The sequence below is a fragment of the Krasilnikovia cinnamomea genome (genome assembly GCF_004217545.1).
GTDB lineage: Bacteria > Actinomycetota > Actinomycetes > Mycobacteriales > Micromonosporaceae > Actinoplanes > Actinoplanes cinnamomeus.
This window is the reverse complement of sequence record NZ_SHKY01000001.1, coordinates 5,773,481-5,790,903: the sequence shown is the minus strand read 5'-3', so window position 1 is coordinate 5,790,903 and position 17,423 is coordinate 5,773,481. Positions and strand designations below refer to the sequence as shown.

At 74.5% G+C, this 17,423-nt stretch carries 10 protein-coding genes and 1 pseudogene; 7 read left to right on the top strand and 4 right to left on the bottom strand.

Features of this window, described 5'->3' with window-relative positions:
* Positions 1-138: 138 nt before the first annotated feature.
* Positions 139-948 carry an SMI1/KNR4 family protein gene (locus tag EV385_RS26260; protein ID WP_165449602.1) on the bottom strand — a complete coding sequence of 270 codons (810 nt, stop codon included), beginning with the start codon at positions 946-948 and terminating at the stop codon, positions 139-141.
* Between EV385_RS26260 and EV385_RS36185 the strand changes: the two are divergent.
* Positions 947-1,132: pseudogene (locus tag EV385_RS36185) on the top strand (recombinase zinc ribbon domain-containing protein); the annotation flags it as partial. The gene EV385_RS26260 and the pseudogene EV385_RS36185 sit on opposite strands and share 2 nt — an antisense overlap.
* 247 nt (positions 1,133-1,379) lie before the next feature.
* Here the strand turns inward: EV385_RS36185 and EV385_RS26250 are convergent.
* Genes EV385_RS26250 through EV385_RS26240 form a run of 3 tightly spaced genes read right to left on the bottom strand, consistent with a single transcriptional unit; the run spans position 1,380 to position 4,996 of the window.
* Positions 1,380-2,147 (bottom strand): thioesterase II family protein, encoded by a 768-nt coding sequence (locus tag EV385_RS26250; RefSeq protein WP_130511857.1) that lies wholly within the window; start codon positions 2,145-2,147, stop codon positions 1,380-1,382.
* Between the two features lie 27 nt (positions 2,148-2,174).
* The gene (locus EV385_RS26245) at positions 2,175-3,947 is read right to left on the bottom strand and encodes a non-ribosomal peptide synthetase (RefSeq protein ID WP_130511856.1); all 1,773 of its coding nucleotides are present in this window, start codon (positions 3,945-3,947) and stop codon (positions 2,175-2,177) included.
* Positions 3,944-4,996: a TauD/TfdA family dioxygenase gene (locus tag EV385_RS26240; RefSeq protein WP_130511855.1), complete on the bottom strand. Its 1,053-nt coding sequence runs from the start codon at positions 4,994-4,996 to the stop codon at positions 3,944-3,946. The genes EV385_RS26245 and EV385_RS26240 overlap by 4 nt, the downstream gene beginning before the upstream one ends.
* 442 nt (positions 4,997-5,438) lie before the next feature.
* On the opposite strand from EV385_RS26240, the gene EV385_RS26235 reads away from it, so the two are divergent.
* Genes EV385_RS26235 through EV385_RS26210 form a run of 6 tightly spaced genes read left to right on the top strand, consistent with a single transcriptional unit; the run spans position 5,439 to position 17,418 of the window.
* Positions 5,439-10,526, top strand: a complete 5,088-nt coding sequence (locus tag EV385_RS26235) for a non-ribosomal peptide synthetase (RefSeq protein WP_130511854.1) — start codon at positions 5,439-5,441, stop codon at positions 10,524-10,526.
* A 26-nt stretch (positions 10,527-10,552) separates the two neighbouring features.
* Entirely contained in the window at positions 10,553-14,977 is a 4,425-nt protein-coding gene (locus tag EV385_RS26230; RefSeq protein WP_130511853.1) for a non-ribosomal peptide synthetase, read from the top strand.
* Positions 14,978-15,175 carry an MbtH family protein gene (locus EV385_RS26225; RefSeq protein ID WP_130511852.1) on the top strand — a complete coding sequence of 66 codons (198 nt, stop codon included), beginning with the start codon at positions 14,978-14,980 and terminating at the stop codon, positions 15,173-15,175.
* A 29-nt stretch (positions 15,176-15,204) separates the two neighbouring features.
* Positions 15,205-15,492, top strand: coding sequence for a phosphopantetheine-binding protein (locus EV385_RS26220; protein WP_207229949.1), 288 nt, complete (start codon positions 15,205-15,207; stop codon positions 15,490-15,492).
* Positions 15,489-16,265, top strand: coding sequence for a thioesterase II family protein (locus tag EV385_RS26215; RefSeq protein WP_165449601.1), 777 nt, complete (start codon positions 15,489-15,491; stop codon positions 16,263-16,265). The genes EV385_RS26220 and EV385_RS26215 overlap by 4 nt, the downstream gene beginning before the upstream one ends.
* Positions 16,246-17,418: a cytochrome P450 gene (locus EV385_RS26210; RefSeq protein ID WP_130511849.1), complete on the top strand. Its 1,173-nt coding sequence runs from the start codon at positions 16,246-16,248 to the stop codon at positions 17,416-17,418. Before EV385_RS26215 ends, EV385_RS26210 begins: the two co-directional genes overlap by 20 nt.
* Positions 17,419-17,423 lie beyond the last annotated feature (5 nt).

The window sequence follows — 17,423 nt, the reverse complement described above, 5'->3', positions numbered from 1 at the left end:
TCGGCCCAGCCCTGGAGATCCGCCTCCGGGCACCCGGGGTGAGTTTGCGCGGGGCGGGGGGCACATGCGCCGGTCCCGCGGTGTACGGGGCGTGCTGCGGCTGCGACGGATCCCCGGGCGACGACACGAAATCGCAGCCTAGCCGCAGATATCCGAGGCCTGCGTCCGCAGAGCCGCCAGAACCCGCGCCCCTACCGGGTCGTTGTAGACCGGCCGCAGGTCGTCGACGGTCACGCCGGTCCGCGCGACCACCGTGGTCACGAGTTCGGCGAGCAGTTCCTCGGTTTCCGCCCACAGCAGCTCCAGGGACCACTTGTCGCTCCCCAAGTCCACCAGCTGGATCCGCTGCCGGCCGTCGCGCCCCTCGAACCGCTTCATGTGCTTGAAGGTGTCCGGCAGTCGCTCCAGCGCCGCGCCCATTCCGGCCAACTCGTCCGGCTCGAGGCCACGGGAACGTCCGGACAGCCTGCAGCCCGCGTCGCCCGGGTCGTCCCAGACCCGGATGAGCGCGAAGTCGGAGAAGCTCGACGCGAACGGCTGCCACTCGCTGTGCGGGGCGACCTCGTCCATCGCCGCGACCACCTCGGGGTCGTCGCTGCCGTCGAGGCGCACCGCCCAGTACCAGACGCCCTGGTTCTCCACCATCACCGGGAGCAGGCCGTCAGCGACCGGGTCGTACGTCCGCTCCTCCTCTTCCTCCAGCTCCTCGCTGTCGAAGTGGTACACCTCGATGTTGCCCAGGTCTTCGACCTTGTACGGGTGGTCGCCGTTGGCGCGGCGCCGCAGCATCTCGACGGCGCCTTCGAGGCGATACCACTCCCGCACCGCTGCGGGCAGGGTCACGCCGTGCCGCGCCTCGAGCCGGTCCAGGAGCGCGTCCGCCTCCGCCGAGACCACCGGTTCCACGCCGTCCAGAGCCACCGCACGCTGGTGGTACCGCAGTTCCATGGAGACTGCTCCTGCCCGGTTACATGATCGGAGGCCAAGAACGATAGTTCGCCGGATCATACGTGGGGTCGATCCACCGACCGTGTCGACTCTGCTGGCCGGGTTGCTGCGCTGCGGAACCTGTGGGCGCAGCATGGAATCCCAGCTCAGTCACGGAAACGCGGCCTACCGGTGCCGCCACGGCCACACCAGGGCTCGGTCGGTCGCGTCGAGGCCACGTGGGCCCGGGCCAGGGTCAGCACGTACTCGGCCAGTTCGTCGGCGTTGCTGGCCCTACGCTCGCTCCCAGAAGCTTCCCAATGGTCCGAAGCCAGACCTCCACCCCAAATCGGTGTCTAGACCGCTGACACCACGCGGCGCGGGTCACGCCCGGGCGCGGCGAAGCGAGGTGCTCCGCCGACGCCGGGGTGCGACCCGCGCCGTCCCGCGAGTCACGACCCGATCGGCTCCCGGGCCAGCGCGGCGATGTACCGGGGCAGTTCCCGCCACACCGGCGGGGTGTAGAAGTGGCCGCCCGGCAGCTCGTCGTGCCGGAACCCGCCCCGCGCCAGCACCCGCCACTGCGCGACGGTGTCCGGGGCGATCACCGTGTCCCGGTCGCCGGTGAGCACCTGCAGCGGCACGCTCAGCTCGCTGCCCTCGGTCCAGGTGAACGTGTCGCGCACCCGAATGTCGGCCCGCATCAGCTCGACCGCCATCTCGCGCAGGTCCGGGTCGTCCAGCACGTAGTCGGGAAGCAGACCGTTCACCCGCATCCAGTCCACCAGGCCGCCGTCGCTGTCCTCCCGGGACGGGAACATGTCCCGCGGGGTCAGCCCCCGGCTGGGCGCGTTCGCCGAGGACACCACGAGCGCCTCGGGCAGCGGCCCGCCCCGGCGCTCCAGCCGGCTGGTCACGTCGGCCGCCATCCACCCGCCCATGCTGTGCCCGAACAACACGTACGGGCGCAGCGACGCGGCGACGGTCACCGCGGCGAGAGCGTCCTCGGCCAACGCGTTCCAGTCCTCGGCGTACGGGTCGAGGAACCGGCCGTCCCGGCCCGGATAGCAGATCGTCGCCAACTCCACGTCCGGCGGCAACACGTCCGCCCACGGCAGGTACCCGCCGGATCCGCCGCCGCAGAAGCCGAGGCAGACCAGCGTACGGGTGGCCTGCGGATTGGGCCGGGCCCGCACCACGATGTTGTCGATGTCGCGCATGCGCGTCTCCCCCTCGATCAGCCGGCCTCAGCCGGCGGTCAGCGCCTCGCCCCGCGCACCGGCCAGCTCCTCGACGTGCCGGGCCAGTTCGGACAGGCGCGGATGCCGGTAGACGTCCCGCGTGGAGATCGCCACCCCGAACGTCCGCTTCAACCGGGCCACCGCCCGCAACGCGACCAGTGAGTGCCCGCCGAGCGCGAAGAAGTCGTCGTCCGCGCCGACCCGGTCGCGGCCAAGGACCTCCGCCCACACCTCCGCAATCACCTGCGCGACCGCGCCCATCGGCGCGTCGTCACCGGCGCCGCCGTCGGTGTCGTCCTCGGTGGTGGGGTCGGGCAACGCCGCCGGGTCCAGCTTGCCGTTCGCGGTCAGCGGCAACGCCGCCAACCGGACCAGGTCACCGGGGAGCATGTACTCCGGCAGCGTCTCGGCCAGCGCCGCCCGCAGCGTCGCCGCGGGCACCGTCGAGACGTGGTAGCCGACCAGCTGGGTGCCACGGCCGGGCAGCTCACGCAGCACCACCGCCGCCGCGCTCACCCCGGCGCAGGCCCGCAGCGCCGCCTCGATCTCACCCAGTTCCACCCGGTAGCCGCGCAGCTTCACCTGCCCGTCGGCGCGGCCGAGGAACTCCAGCACGCCGTCGGCGCGCCGCCGCACCCGGTCGCCGGTGCGGTACATCCGGGCGCCCGGCACACCGGTGACCGCCGGCACGAACCGCTGCGCCGTCAGCCCCGGCCGGCCCAGATAGCCCAGCGCCACCCGGGGACCGGACAGGTACAGCTCACCGGGCTCCCCCACCGGCACGGCACCCAGGTGCTCGTCCAGCACGTGGGTGTCCACGCCGGTCAGGGCGGTGCCGATGTGCGGGCCGCCGGGTCCGGCGATCCACGTGGCGGTCGCGTCCACGGTGCACTCGGTCGGGCCGTAGACGTTCACCGCGTCCAGGCGCCCCTCGGCGGCGGCGTCGGCGATCTCCCGCCACACCGGTTCGCGGATCGGCTCGCCGCCGATGAACAGCCGCAACGGACGCTCGGTGGAGAGCAGCCGTTCCCGCAGCAGATCCCAGTGCGACGGCGTCAGGTCCAGGTCGGTCACCGCGCACTCGGCCAGCCACGCCGCCAGGCGCTCCGGCTCCGTACGGTGCTCCTGCTCCAGCACGACGACGCTGTCGCCCCGGCAGACCCGGGCCCACTGCTGCACCGACGCGTCGAACGAGGCGCTGGCGTTCCACGCCACCACCCGCGGCGCCGCCGCGTACATGCCGGCCCGCTCCAGCGCCGTGACCAGTGCGGCCACCGCGCCGCGGGGCACCAGCACGCCCTTCGGACGGCCGGTCGAACCGGACGTGTAAATCAGGTACGCCGGATCCAGGCCGGTCACCTCGGCGTCCACGAACGCCGGACCGGCGGGCGAGTCGGCAGCGGAGTCGGTGACCGCGATCGCCGGCACGTCGGCCGACAGCCACGCCGGACGCGACGCCGTCACCAGCGCGCCGAGGCGGGCGTCGTCGGCCATGAACGCCAACCGGTCCGCCGGGTAGGCCGGATCCAGCGGCACGTACGCGGCACCGGCACGCCACACCGCGAGCATCGCCACCAGCAGGTCGGTGCCGCGCGGCAGGCAGACGCCGACCCGGTCGCCGCGGCCGATGCCGTACCCGCGCAGCGCTTCGGCCAGCGCGGCGGTGCGCCGGTCGAGCGCGGCGAAGCTCAGCGCGCCGGCGGTGTCCCGCACGGCGGTCCGCTCCGGGTCGCGGCGCACCGCGTCCCGGAAGCGCGTCAGCAGGTCGCTGCCGCTCATCGCGCCGCCTCCCCGCCGGCGTCGGCCACCGGACCGGCGGCCGGGGCCACCGTGGGCGCGCAGTCGGTCAGCTCGACCGGCTCGCCCATCGCGACCAGGATCCGCCGGTCGCCGCGGAACGGGTCGCGGCCGTGCGTGTTCAGGATGTTGTCCACCAGCATCAGGTCACCGGGGCGCCACGTCTGCCGCACCGTCGCGGCCCGGTACGCCTCGTCGAGCGCGGCCAGATCCTCCCGGGTCAGCGGCGTGCCGTCGCCGAAGCCGGTGTTGAACGGCAGGTCGTCGCGGCCGAACTCGTCGATCAGCGTCTCCCGCAACTCGTCGTCGAGCGCCCATTCGTTCCAGAACGCCATGTGGTTGAACCACACCTCGGCACCGGTCACCGGGTGGCTGATCAGGCCGGGACGGCGCTGGCTGGTGCGCAGGTGCCCGTCGGGCTGCCAGCGGCAGTCGATCAGGTTCTCCGCGCAGTACTGCTCCACGTCGGACTTCTGGTCGGTGCCGAACGCGGTCTGCCAGTCGGTGGAGATGTGCTCCGAGTAGCTGCGGTACAGCATCCAGCCGGTACGGCGGACCCGCTCGACCAGCTCCGCCGGAAGCGACTGCAGCACCGCCCGACAATCCGCGACCGGCGTCGCGCCGCCCTCCGGCGGTGCGATCAGGCAGGCGAACATCAGCAGACCGGGGAACGTGAGGGTGTAGCTGTTCTCGTTGTGCATCCGGATCGACTGCGCCGCCGGCAGGTCCGTGGAGGAGAAGACGCCGTTGCCGAAGTCGCTGCGCGGCGTGGCCTTCTCCCGGTACGGCGTACGCCCGCGCATCAGCGTGTCCCGGACCAGGCCGAAGTCCTCGACGCTGCCGATCGGCAGGCCGCGCAGGAAGACCGTGCCGTACTCGTGCAGCGCGGCGCGCAGCGCCGGCTCCGCCTCGGCCAGCCAGGACAACGCCGTCGGCAGGTCGTCGAGCCCGGCGATCTCGGCCGTCGCCGGCCGACCGGGCTCGCGAACCCAGGTGATCGGGTCGAGCGCAGTGACGCTTGTGGTACCCATCGCGCTTGTTTCCTCTCGCGCCAGTGCCACCTCGCCGCCGGATCGCCCGGACACGTGTGGCTCGTTCGACTGGTGGGGTGTGTGGTTTGCGGCGGCTCCGTCCGGCCCCGCCACTAATCGACAGCCGACGCTAGCGAGGGCGCCGACCGGCTTGCGGCAGCCGCGGAGGCAGCTTGGCGGCAGCTTGACGACGCCGCCGCCCGCACCGACGGGGTCACTCCCGAGCTGTCCACGGAGGACCCGGCCGCGGCGGCCACCGCCGGTTCTTCCGCACAGCTGCCGGTCGAGCTGCCGCTCACCGAGCCGGCCGGCCCCTACGGTCGTTCCCGACACGTCGTACGCGACGCCGGCCCACCGCCGTCGCCGCCCGGCCGGGCATCGCCTCCGGCTGCCGCACGGCCGTCATCCAATGAAGTGCGTTCTCCGATTCGGGGTGAAGACAATGTCGGTCCAGCAGCGGCCGGGCACCGGCGCGGACCAGCGGACCGGTCCGGTCGGGGCAGCGCCCGCCAGCCCGGACACCGAGCCGATCGCCGGTCCACCGCACGGCGCGACGACGCCGACCGTGCCGGCGCGGATCGCCCGGATCGCGGCGCGGGAGCCGGACCGGATCGCGCTGCGCCTCGGCGAGCGCCGGGTCACCTACCGCGAGCTGGTCGGCCGCGCCGGCCGGCTGGCGGCCCGGCTGACCGGCGCCGGCGTCCGCACCGGCGACGTCGTCGCGGTCGCCGGAACCGACCGGTTCGCGACGGTCACCGGCACCCTCGCCGTGTGGTGGGCCGGCGCGGTCCACCTCGCCGTGGACCCGGCCGCGCCGGCCGCACGGACCGAGGCGATCCTCGCCGACGCCGACGCCCGCTTGCTGCTCACCGACGCCGTCACCGGCACGGCAGGCAACGACCACACCGACACCAGCTTGGCGCGCGACGACCACGCCGACACCGGTGCGGAGGACGCGCCGGAATACGCGGCCCGGCCCGGGGCCGGCTGGCTGGCCGACCTCACCACGGCACCCGGCCCCGCCGAAGGGGCCACCACCGGTGACGCCGCAACCCTCACCGGGGTGGTGCCCGCGGCACGGGCGGAGCAGCTGGCGTACCTGGTGTACACCTCGGGGACCACCGGGGTGCCGAAGGCGGTCGCGGTCACCCACGGGGCGCTCGCCATGCACGTCGCGGCAGCCCGGGAAGGCTTCGGCATCGGGCCGGACGACGTGGTGCTGCACCTGGCCCGGCCCACGGTGGACGTGGCGGTCGAGCAGATCGCCACGGCGCTCACCGCCGGCGCCCAGCTGGTGCCGCCGCCCGCCGGGCTGCTCTCCGCGGACGAGTTCCTGCGGCTCCTCGCCGCCGAACGGATCACCGTGGCGAACGTCGCCGCCGGCTATTTCCACGAGGTGGTAGCGGCGCTGCGGGCCGGGGCGCGGGTGCCGGCCACCCTGCACACGATGATCTCCGGCAGTGACCGGCTCGCCGCCCGCGCCGCCGCCGACTGGACCGCGCTGACCGGGGTGCGGCTGCTCAACGCGTACGGTCCGACCGAGACGGTGATCACCGCGACGGTCGCCGAGATCCCCGCCCACCCGGACGCGCCCGCGTCCGGCGTGCCGGCGGACGGGGCCAGCGTGCCGATCGGCGAGGCGCTCGGCGACCGGCGCGCGCACGTCCTGGACGCGCGGCTGCGGCCGGCGGACGAGGGCGAGCTGTACCTCGGCGGTGACCTGCTCGCGGCCGGGTACCTGGGCCGTCCCGGGCTGACCGGGCAGCGGTTCCTGCCCGATCCGGCCGGTGTGCCCGGCGCCCGGATGTACCGCACCGGCGACCTGGTCCGGCGGGTCGGTGACGGCCTGGAGTTCGTCGGCCGCACCGACGACCAGGTGAAGATCCGCGGGTTCCGGGTCGAGCCCGGCGAGATCAGCCACGCGCTCGGCGCCCACCCGGCGGTCGCCGCCTGCGCGGTGGTGCCGCACGGCAGCGCCGAGACCGGGCAGCGGCTGGCCGGCTACCTGGTGCCGGTGCCCGGCACCGAGCCGGACCCGGCCGAGGTCCGGGCGTTCCTCGCCGACCGGCTCCCGGAGCACATGGTGCCGGCGACACTGACCGTGCTGGCCGCGCTGCCGCTGACCTCGGACGGCAAGCTGGACCGGGCCGCGCTGCCCGAACCGGTGGCCGACTCCAGGCCGGACGACACCTTCGTCGCCCCAAGTACCCCGGCGGCGCAGCTCGTCGCCGGAATCTGGGCGGACGTGCTCGGCGTCGCCCGGGTCGGCCTCACCGACAGCTTCTTCGACCTCGGCGGCGACTCGCTGACCGCGGTCCGGGTCGCCGGCCGGGTGTACGAGGTGTTCGGCCCGGTCTCGCCGTACACGATCTTCGAGGCGCCGACGCTCGGCGCGTTCGTCGACGCGGTGCAGGAACGGCTCGACGACGGCCAGGCCCCCCGCCCCGGCCCGCAGCGCCAGCCGGCGGCGACCGCCCCGCTCTCCCGGGTCCAACGCGCACTGTGGCTGGCCGACTGCTGGGAGCCGGGCAGCCCGGCGTACAACGTGCCGTGGGTGTTCGAACTCGGCGGACCGGTCGACGCCGACCGGCTGGAGCGGGCGATCGGGCTGGTGGTGGAGCGGCACGAGGCGCTGCGGACCACGTTCGCGCTCGACGGCGAGCTGCCCCGGCAGGTGATCCACGACAGCGTCGGAGTGCGGCTGGCGGTCAGCGCGGCCGCCGATCCCGAGCCGCTGATCCGGGCCGAGGTGAGCCGTCCATTCGACCTGGCCACCGGGCCGCTGCTGCGGGCCCGGCTGATCCGTACCTCGCCGACCACGGCGAGCCTGCTGCTGGTCTTCCACCACATCGTCTGGGACGAGGGCTCGCTGCCAGTACTGGAGCGGGAGCTGTGGGCCGCGTACGAGGGGCGCGGGCACACCCTGGCCCCGCTGCCGATCCAGTACGGCGACCACGCCCGGTGGACCCACGACGGCACCGACGGCAGCCGATCCGACTACTGGGTGGAGCGGCTGCGCGGCGCGCCGACCGGGCCGACGATCCGCCCCGACCGGTCCCGGCCCGCGACGCCCGGCCACCGCCTCGACCACCGCCGGTTCGCCCTCGACGACGCGCTCGCCGACGCGGTACGCCGGCTGGCCCGATCCGCCGACGCCACCCCGTTCATGGTGCTGCTGACCGGGCTGGCGCTGGCCGCGCACCGGCACGACGGCACCGACGACCTGGTCGTCGGCACCCCGGTGAGCCTGCGCGACCGGCCCGAGTTCGCGCCGCTGATCGGCTACTTCATCAACCTGCTGCCGCTGCGGCTGCGGCTGGCGGCCGGCGACACCGGCCGGGACCTGCTGGAGCGGGTCCGGGAGGCGGCGCTGGGCGGCTACCAGCACCAGGACGTGCCGTTGGAGGAGATCGTCGACCGGATCCGGCCGGCACACACCGACGCCCGGCATCCACTGTTCCAGCTGGTCTTCGAGATGCACCAGGCCACGCCGCAGGCGCCGCCGCTGGGCGCGATTCCGGTCACCCGCCGACTGCACGTCAACAACGTCTCCCGGTTCGACCTCTCCTGGTCGGTGGAGGACGACGGGGTCGGCTTTGCCGGCCGGATAGAGTTCGACACCGACCTGTTCGACGCCGCCACCCTGGAGGTGTTGCGGGACCACTGGTTCGCCGCACTGGAGACGCTGACCGCCGACCCGGACGCCGAGGCGGTCACGGCACCCGCCGTCGCCGGGCGTTCCCCGGCGCACGCCGGGGCGGGCACCGACCGCGATCTGCCCGTGCACACCCTCTTCGAGCGGCGGGCCCGGCAGGCACCGGACGCGGTCGCGGTGATCGCCGGCGACACCCGGCTCACCTACGCCGGATTGAACGCGCGCGCCAACCGGCTCGCCCGCCACCTGCGGGCACACGGCGTCACGCCCGGCGCCGTGGTGGCGGTCCTCGTCGACCGGGACGCCGATCTGGTGACCGCCCTGCTCGCGGTGCTCAAGGCGGGCGCCGGCTACACGCTGCTCGACCCGGAGCTGCCGGCCGCCCGCCGCGCCGACGCGATCGCCGACTGCGCCGCCCACCTCACCGTCACCCGGCAGATGATCCGGGACGCGGGGGCCGCCGCCGAGCAGACCGACGCCGAGGCCGGCGGCGAACCGGACCTGGACCTGGCGGTGCCCGCCGACGCGGTGGCCTGCGTGATGTTCACCTCCGGATCCACCGGCCGGCCCAAGGGCGTCACCGCCACCCACCGCGCCCTCACCGCCACCTACCTCGACCAGCGGTACGCCGACTTCGACGCCGATCAGGTGTGGTTGCAGTGCTCCCCGGTCTCCTGGGACGCGTTCGGCCTGGAACTGTACGGTGCGCTGCTCTTCGGCGGTGTCACCGTGCTGCACCCCGGGCAGCGCCCCGACCCGGAGACCATGACCGACCTGGTGCTGCGGCACGGCGTCACCCAGCTGCAGCTGTCGGCGAGCCTGTTCAACTTCCTGGTCGACGAGTTCCCGCAGATCTTCACGCCGCTGCGGGTGGTCTTCACCGGCGGCGAACGCGCCTCCGTCGCCCACGTACGCCGGCTGCGCGAGAGGCACCCGCAGCTGCGGATCGTCAACGGCTACGGTCCGGTGGAGAGCATGGGCTTCACCACCTGTCACGAGGTACGCCCGGCGGATCTGGACGCGCCGGCCGTGCCGATCGGCCGACCGGTCGCCCACAAGGACGTGTACCTGCTCGACGGACGGTACCGGCCGGTGCCGGACGGCGAACCCGGCGAGCTGTACATGGCCGGCGACGGGCTGGCGCTCGGCTACGTCGGGCGCCCCGGGCTCACCGCGCAGCGGTTCCTGCCCGACCCGGCCGGGCCACCCGGCGCCCGGATGTACCGCACCGGCGACATCGGCCGGTGGAACGCCGACGGCACGCTGGACATCACCGGCCGCGCCGACGACCAGGTGAAGATCCGCGGGTTCCGGGTCGAGCCGGGCGAGGTCGCCGCCGCGCTCGCCGGCTGCCCCGGCGTGGGCGACGCGGCCGTGGTGGCACACCCGGTCGGTTCCGGGCCGGACGCGGAGCTCCGGCTGGCCGCGTACCTGACCGCGCCGGACGGCGCGCCCGGCTACCCGGAGATCTGCGACTACCTCGGCACGCTGCTGCCCGACTACATGATCCCGAGCAGCATCACCGTGCTCGACGCGCTGCCACTCACCCCGAACGGCAAGCTCGACCGGGCCGCCCTGCCGGCACCGGACGACCCCGCCGACCGGAGCAGCCCGGCCCGGTCCGAGAACCCGCTCCACGGCGCTGGTGACCCGCTGAGCGAGGCGGAGCGGCTCGTCGCGGCGGTCTGGCGGGAGGTGCTCGGCGTCGACGAGATCCGCGCCGACGACAACTTCTTCCGCCTCGGCGGCAACTCGCTGTCCGCGGTGCGGGTCGCGCTGCGGCTGACCGCCGAGACCGGCGTACGGGTTCCCCCGCGCCTGGTCTTCGCCGCCCGGACCGTCGCCGCCATGGCCCACCGGATCGGCACCCGTTGACCCGCCCCGACGAAAGGGAGTCCATCGTGCACAGCCGCACAGCACCCGTGTCCGGCCTGCAACGAGGCATGTGGTTCCTGGACCGCATGCATCCCGGGTCCGCCGCGTACACCGTCCCCTGGGTGTTCACGTTCGACCGGCCGGTCGACGCGGAGCTGCTGCAGCGCGCCGTCGACCGGATCGTCGACCGGCACGAGGCGCTGCGCACCACGTTCACGCTCGGCCCGGACGGCCCCCGCCAGGTGGTGCACGACCGGCTGCCGGTGCCGCTGCGCCGCGGCGGCTACCCGGACCTGGCCGCCGCGATCGCCGGCGAGGCCGCGTTCGACCTGACCACCGGGCCGCTGCTGCGCGCCGTCCTGGTCGACGCCCGCACGCTGCTGCTGACCGTGCACCACATCGTCTGGGACGGCGCCTCGGCCGGCGTCTTCGAGCGGGAGCTGGCCGAGTGCTACACCGCCGAACACGAGGGACGCGAACCGGTCCTGCCCGCGCTGGCCACCCAGTACGCCGACCACGCGACGACGCCGGTGGACGACGCGGACGAGCAGCTCGACTACTGGCGCGCCCAGCTCGCCGGGGCGCCCGCCCGCCTCGACGTCCCCGCCGACCGGCACCGGCCGACCGCGGGGAACTTCGCCGGCCGTACGCGGGAATTCGACCTGCCCGACGGGACCGGGAGCCGCGTGCGGACCCTGGCCACGACGGCGGACGCGACGCCCTTCGTCGTGCAGCTCGCCGCGTTCGCGGCGCTGCTGAACCGCTACACCGGCGCCGCCGACCTGCTCATCGGCGCGCCGGTGAGCACGCGGAACCGGCCGGAGCTGACCGACCTGATCGGCTACTTCGTCAACCTGGTGCCGCTGCGGGTGCGGGTGGATCGCGCGGACAGCTTCCGGGCGCTGGTCGAGCAGGTGCGCGACACCGTCTTCGACGCGTTCGGCTACCCGGACGTGCCGTTCGACGCGATCGTCGACGCGGTGCGCCCGGAACGTGCGGCCGGGGTGCCGCCGCTGGTACAGGTGGTCTTCGGCGCGCACGTGGAGGACCCGGCTCCGCTGCGGTTCGGGCCGCTGGCCGCGACCCGCCGGGTGGAACACAACGGCACCAGCAAGTTCGACCTGACGTGGTCCACGTTCGACGACGGTGACCTGCGCGGCGAGGTCGAGTTCAGCACAGATCTGTTCGACGCGGCCACCGTGGACCGGATGATCGGGCACTGGCGCACGCTGCTCGACGCGGTCCTCGCCGACCCCGACCGGCCGCTGTGGTCGGTGTCGCTGGACGTGCCCGCCGCGGCGCCGGAACGCGACCGCGCGCCCGCGGCACACTGCCTGCACCACGGCTTCGAGGCGGCCGCCGACCGGTTCCCGGACCGGCCGGCGCTCACCTACGGCGACACCACCATCTCCTACGCCACGCTCGAGCAGCGGGCCAACCGGCTGGCGCACGCACTGATCGCCCACGGGGTGCGCCGCGGCGACCGGGTCGGCATGCTGCTCGACCGGACCGATCTCACCGTCGTCACCATCCTGGCCGTGCTCAAGGCCGGCGCCGCGTACGTGCCGGTGGATCCGGCGGCGCCGGACGACCGGGCCGCGTTCGTCTTCGCCGACACGGCGGTCCGGCTGGTGGTCGCCGACCGGGAGGTCCCGGACGGGCTCGTGCGCCTGGACCCGGCGGTCGCGTCCGACGGCGCCCTGCCCGCTGCGCGCCCCGAGGTGCCGGTCGGTCCGGACGACCTGGCCTACCTGATCTTCACCTCCGGCTCGACCGGCCGGCCGAAGGCGGTCGCCGTCGCGCACCGGCAGGTCGCCCGGCTGATGGCGTCCGGCCTGCCGCACTTCGACTTCGCCGAGACCGACGTGTGGACGCTGTTCCACTCCTGCGCGTTCGACTGGACGGTCTGGGAGATCTGGGGCGCCCTGCTGCACGGCGGCCGGCTCGTCGTGGTGCCGTACCTGCTCAGCCGCTCGCCGGAGGATTTCGCCGGGCTGCTCGCCGCCGAACGGGTGACGATGCTCTGCCAGACCCCGTCCGCGCTGCGGCAGCTGGAGGCCGCGCTGCGCGCCGCGCCGCGGCCGCTGCCGGCGCTGCGGTGGGTGATGCTCGGCGGCGAGGCGCTCGACCCGGCGGTGGTCCGCCGCTGGCACGCGCTGTCCGGCGGCGCCCCGGCGCCGCTGTGCAACCTGTACGGCATCACCGAGACGACAGTGCACGTCACCACGCACGACGTCACACCGGACCACTTCGCCCGCAGCCTGATCGGCGCGCCGATGCCGCACCTGTCCGTTACGGTCCGCGACGCCTGGCTGCAGCCGTGCCCGATCGGCGTCCCCGGCGAGATGTACGTGGAGGGCGCCGGGCTCGCCGACGGCTACTGGGCGCGCCCCGGCCTGACCGCGCAACGCTTCCTGCCCGCGCCCGGCGGCGGCCGGATGTACCGCACCGGCGACCTCGCCCGCCGGCTCGCCGACGGCGGCCTGGAATACCTGGGCCGCGGCGACGACCAGGTGAAGATCCGGGGCTTCCGGATCGAACTCGGCGAGATCGAGAGCGTGCTCGCCGCCCACCCCGCGGTCGACGACGCGGTGGTCACCGTGTACCGGCCGGACGGCGACGAACCGCGCCTGGCCGGGTACGTCACCGCCCGCGGCCCCGCACCCACCTACCCGCAGCTGCGCGAGCACCTCGCCGCCGCGCTGCCCGTGCACATGATCCCGGCGACGGTGACCGTGCTGCCCGCGCTGCCGGTGACCGTCAACGGCAAACTGGACCGGGCCGCGCTGCCCGCGCCGACCGCCGAGCGCGCCGACGCGGGCACCCGGTACGCGGCACCCGCCACCCCCGCCGAGCGGCTGCTGACCCGGGCCTGGAGCCAGGTCCTCGGCGTCACCGACGTCGGCGCGCAGGACAACTTCTTCCACCTCGGTGGTGACTCGATCCGGGCCGTGCAACTCGCGGCCGCGCTGCGCGAGCAGGGCTGGGCGGTCACCCTGGCCGACCTGTTCACCGCGCCCACCCCGGCCGCGCTCGCCCCGCTGCTGCGCCCGGTCGACGCGTCCGCCGGCCGCACCCGGCCGTTCGACGGGCTCACCGCGGACGAGGTGGCGGCGCTGCCCGCGGACGTGGTGGACGCGTACCCGATGGCCGCCATGCAACTCGGCATGATCTTCCACATGGAGCTGTCCGGCGACGCCGGCGGCTACCACAACGTCAACAGCTTCCGGGTCGCCGGCCGCCTCGACGAGGCGGCGATGCGGACCGCGGTCGCCGATGTGATCGCCCGGCACCCGGTGCTGCGTACCAGCCTGCACGTGGTCGGCCACCGGCAGCCGCTGCAGTTGGTGCACGCCCGGATGCCCGCCCCGGTCGAGATCACCGACCTGCGCGCGCTGTCGCCGGCGGACCGGGACGCCGCGGTCACCGAGGTCTTCGACGCGCTCTGCGCGACCCGCTTCGACCCGCGCCGGCCGCCGCTGTTCCGGGTGTGCGCGCAGCGGCTCACCGACGACGAGTTCCAGCTCACCATCGCCGAACACCACGCCATCCTGGACGGCTGGAGCTTCACCTCGCTGCTCACCGAACTCCTGGACCGGCACCGCGACCCGCACCGGCCGGCCGCGCCGCCACCGGAATCGACGTTCCGCGACTTCGTCGCCGCCGAACAGGCCGCCGCCGACTCCGCCGACAGCGCGGCGTTCTGGCGGGAACGGCTCGCCGGCGCCAGCGGCGCGCTGTTCTCCGACCGTACCGACTCGACCGAGGCCACCATCGAGCTGCCGCGCACCGTGGAACGGCTGCTGCCGGACGCACCGGCGCAGCTCGCCGCGGCCGCCGAGGCGGCCGGCACGCCGATCAAGGCGGTCGCGCTCGCCGCGCACGTCACCGCGCTGCACCGGATCACCGGCCGCAGCCGGCTCACCACCGGGTTGTCGGTCAACGGCCGGCTGGAGGAGCGCGGCGGCACCGACGCGTACGGGTTGTTCCTCAACACCGTCCCGCTCGCGCTCGACCTCGACGCGCTCGGCGACGGACCGGAGCTGGTCCGGGCCCTGCACGAGATCGAGACCGCGCTGCTGCCGCACCGGCGCGTGCCGTTCGCCCGGCTGGCCCGGTACATGGCCGGCGCCCGCCTGGAGACCTGCTTCGCGCTGCTGCGATTCCACCAGCTCGGCCGTGCCGGCATCGTCGACGACGCCCGCACCGGATGCGAGCCGACGCTGCGCTACGAGCCGACGAACTTCGCGCTCGGCGCCGCCCTGGTCCAGGACCCCGGCTCCGGGCGCACCCTGCTCGCCGTCGACCACCTGCGCTCGCTGGTGCCCGACGGTGTGGCCGACGCCTACGCGGACGCGTTCGCGTCGGCCCTCGGCGACCTGGCCACCGCCACCACGCCCACGGCCGGTGGGAGCGCCCACCGGCCCGTCGAATCCCCTGGGAGGAACTAAATGGACGCGTTCGAGACCTTCACCGTGCTCATCAACGACGAGGAGCAGTACTCGATCTGGCCGACCGACCTGGACGTGCCGGCCGGGTGGCGCCCGGTGGGCGTGACCGGCACCCAGGAGCAGTGCGTCGCGCACATCGACGAGGTCTGGACCGACATCCGCCCGAAGAGCCTGCGCGACGCGCTCGCGACGGCCTGACCCTTGGGCGAGTTTCGAGGAGGTACATGATGTCCACTGACGACATCGACCGCACGGTGGCCGAGGTCTGGGCCGACGTGCTCGGGGTGCCCGAGGTGCAGCCGACCGACGGGTTCTTCGCCCTCGGCGGCCACTCGCTGGCCGCGCTGCGGGTCGTCTACACGCTGCGCGACCGGCTGGGTGTGCCGCTCGCCCTGCGCGACCTGATGGCGGCGCGCACCTGCGCCGACTTCGCCGAGACGGTCCGCGCCGCGCTGCGCGGCGACGCGCCCACCCGGCCGCTGACGCCGCTGGTCGGCCGCCGGGGCACCCGGTGACCGCCACGCCGACGGTGTCCGTGCCGGGTGATCAGGTACGGCCGGACGTGGTGGACGCGTGGGCCTATCGGCCGTACCCGCTGCCGGCGGGCACCCCCCGGGTGATCTGCTTCCCGCATGCCGGTGGCGACGTCACCGCGTTCGCCCCCCTGGCCGCCGCGCTCGCCCCGGACCTCGAGGTCTGGGCGGTGCGGCTGCCGGCGCGCGGTGGCCGGTACACCGAGGCGATGCCCGCCGGCTTCGACGCGCTCGTCGCGGCGATCGTCGCGGGCATCGGCCGGCACGTCCGCCCCGACACGGTCTTCTACGGGCAGAGTCTGGGCGCGCTGCTCGGTTACGAGGTGGCCCGCGCGCTGCCGGCCGGCCGACGGCCCCGGGCCATGGTGGCCGCCTGCGCCGGGGCACCGGACACCTGGCCCGGCACGGTGCCCGCCGACACGCTCGGCGCCGCCGCGCTGCTGCGCGCCTGCGGCCTGGAGGTCGACGACGCGATCCGGGACCTGGTCGTCGACACGATCCGCGCCGACCTGACGGTGGGCCGCGACTACCGGTACCGGCCCGCACCACGGCCCGGGTTCGCCCTGCACGCGGTCGCCGCCACCGGTGACCCGATGATCCGCCGGGCCGACGTCGCCCGCTGGGCGACCGCCACCACCGGCCCGTTCAGCACCTCGGTCGAGGCGGGCGGGCACCTGCTGGCCACCCCGTTCTCCGCCGGACCCGCCACACTGCTCCGCCGTCTGGGAGGCCGCCATGACCGCGACCACGATTGACCTCACCGACCCGGCCCTCTGGGCCCGCGACGACATCGGCGCGCTCATCGACGAGCTGCGCGCGGTGCCGGTGCGGCGCACCGAGACCGCGCAGGACGGGCCGGTCTGGTCCGTGCTCGGCTACGAGCTCGGCGCCCAGGTGCTCACCGACAACCGCACGTTCGGCTCGACCGGCGGCTCGCTGCTCGGCACCGGCGGCAACCCCGCCGGCGCCGGGAAGATGATGGCGCTCACCGACGGCCCCCGCCACCGGGAACTGCGCGCCCCGGTACTGCCGTACTTCTCCCCGCGCGGGGTGCGCAGCCTCACCGAACGGGTCGACGACCTCGCCGACGCGGTGATCGCCGACGCGGTCGCCCAGGGCGAGACGGATCTGGTGCGCATGCTGGCGCCGGTGCCGCTGATCGTCATGTGCGACCTGCTCGGCATCCCGCACGACGACCGGGACCTGGTCGTCGCGGTCTGCGACGAGGCGTTCCTGGCCCACACGCCGGAGCAGCGCCGGGCCGGCCACCAGCGGCTCATCCCCTACCTGTTCGAGCAGGTGATGCGCCGCCGGGCGACACCCGGCGACGACCTGATCAGTACGCTCGCCGCGCACCGGATCGGCGGCCGGCGGCTCTCCGTCGAGGAGGTGGTGCTGAACCTGGACAACATCCTGGTCGGTGGCGTGCAGACGGTCCGGCACACCGCGGCGATGAGCCTCTGGACGCTGATCCGCCACCCGGAGGCCTGGCAGCGGCTGCGCGACGGCGCGGTCGACCTCGGTACGGCCCTCGACGAGCTGCTCCGCTACACCTCGGTGGGGCTGCACGTGCTGCGCACCGCGAACCAGCGCACCGAGCTGGGCGGCGAGGTGATCGAGGCGGGCGACCGGGTGGCGGTCTGGGTCTGGGCCGCCGACCACGACCCGGCGGTGTTCGACAACCCGCACGAACTGCGCCTCGACCGGTCGCCGAACCGGCACCTGGCGCTCGGCGTCGGCGCGCACTACTGCATCGGCGCGCCGCTGGCCCGGGCCGAACTGAGCGCGATCTTCCGGGCGCTGTTCCGCCAGGTCGCCTCGATCGAGCCGGTCGACGCGCCGACCTACAACCAGTCGATCATCAACTTCGGGCTCGACCGGCTGCCGGTCCGGCTGCATGTCCGCTGAGGAGC

Coding starts and splice junctions, on each gene's coding strand:
- EV385_RS26260 (WP_165449602.1), bottom strand. CDS start 948: ATGGAACTGCGGTACCACCAGCGTGCGGTGGCTCTGGACGGCGTGGAA.
- EV385_RS26250 (WP_130511857.1), bottom strand. CDS start 2,147: ATGCGCGACATCGACAACATCGTGGTGCGGGCCCGGCCCAATCCGCAG.
- EV385_RS26245 (WP_130511856.1), bottom strand. CDS start 3,947: ATGAGCGGCAGCGACCTGCTGACGCGCTTCCGGGACGCGGTGCGCCGC.
- EV385_RS26240 (WP_130511855.1), bottom strand. CDS start 4,996: ATGGGTACCACAAGCGTCACTGCGCTCGACCCGATCACCTGGGTTCGC.
- EV385_RS26235 (WP_130511854.1), top strand. CDS start 5,439: ATGTCGGTCCAGCAGCGGCCGGGCACCGGCGCGGACCAGCGGACCGGT.
- EV385_RS26225 (WP_130511852.1), top strand. CDS start 14,978: ATGGACGCGTTCGAGACCTTCACCGTGCTCATCAACGACGAGGAGCAG.
- EV385_RS26220 (WP_207229949.1), top strand. CDS start 15,205: ATGTCCACTGACGACATCGACCGCACGGTGGCCGAGGTCTGGGCCGAC.
- EV385_RS26210 (WP_130511849.1), top strand. CDS start 16,246: ATGACCGCGACCACGATTGACCTCACCGACCCGGCCCTCTGGGCCCGC.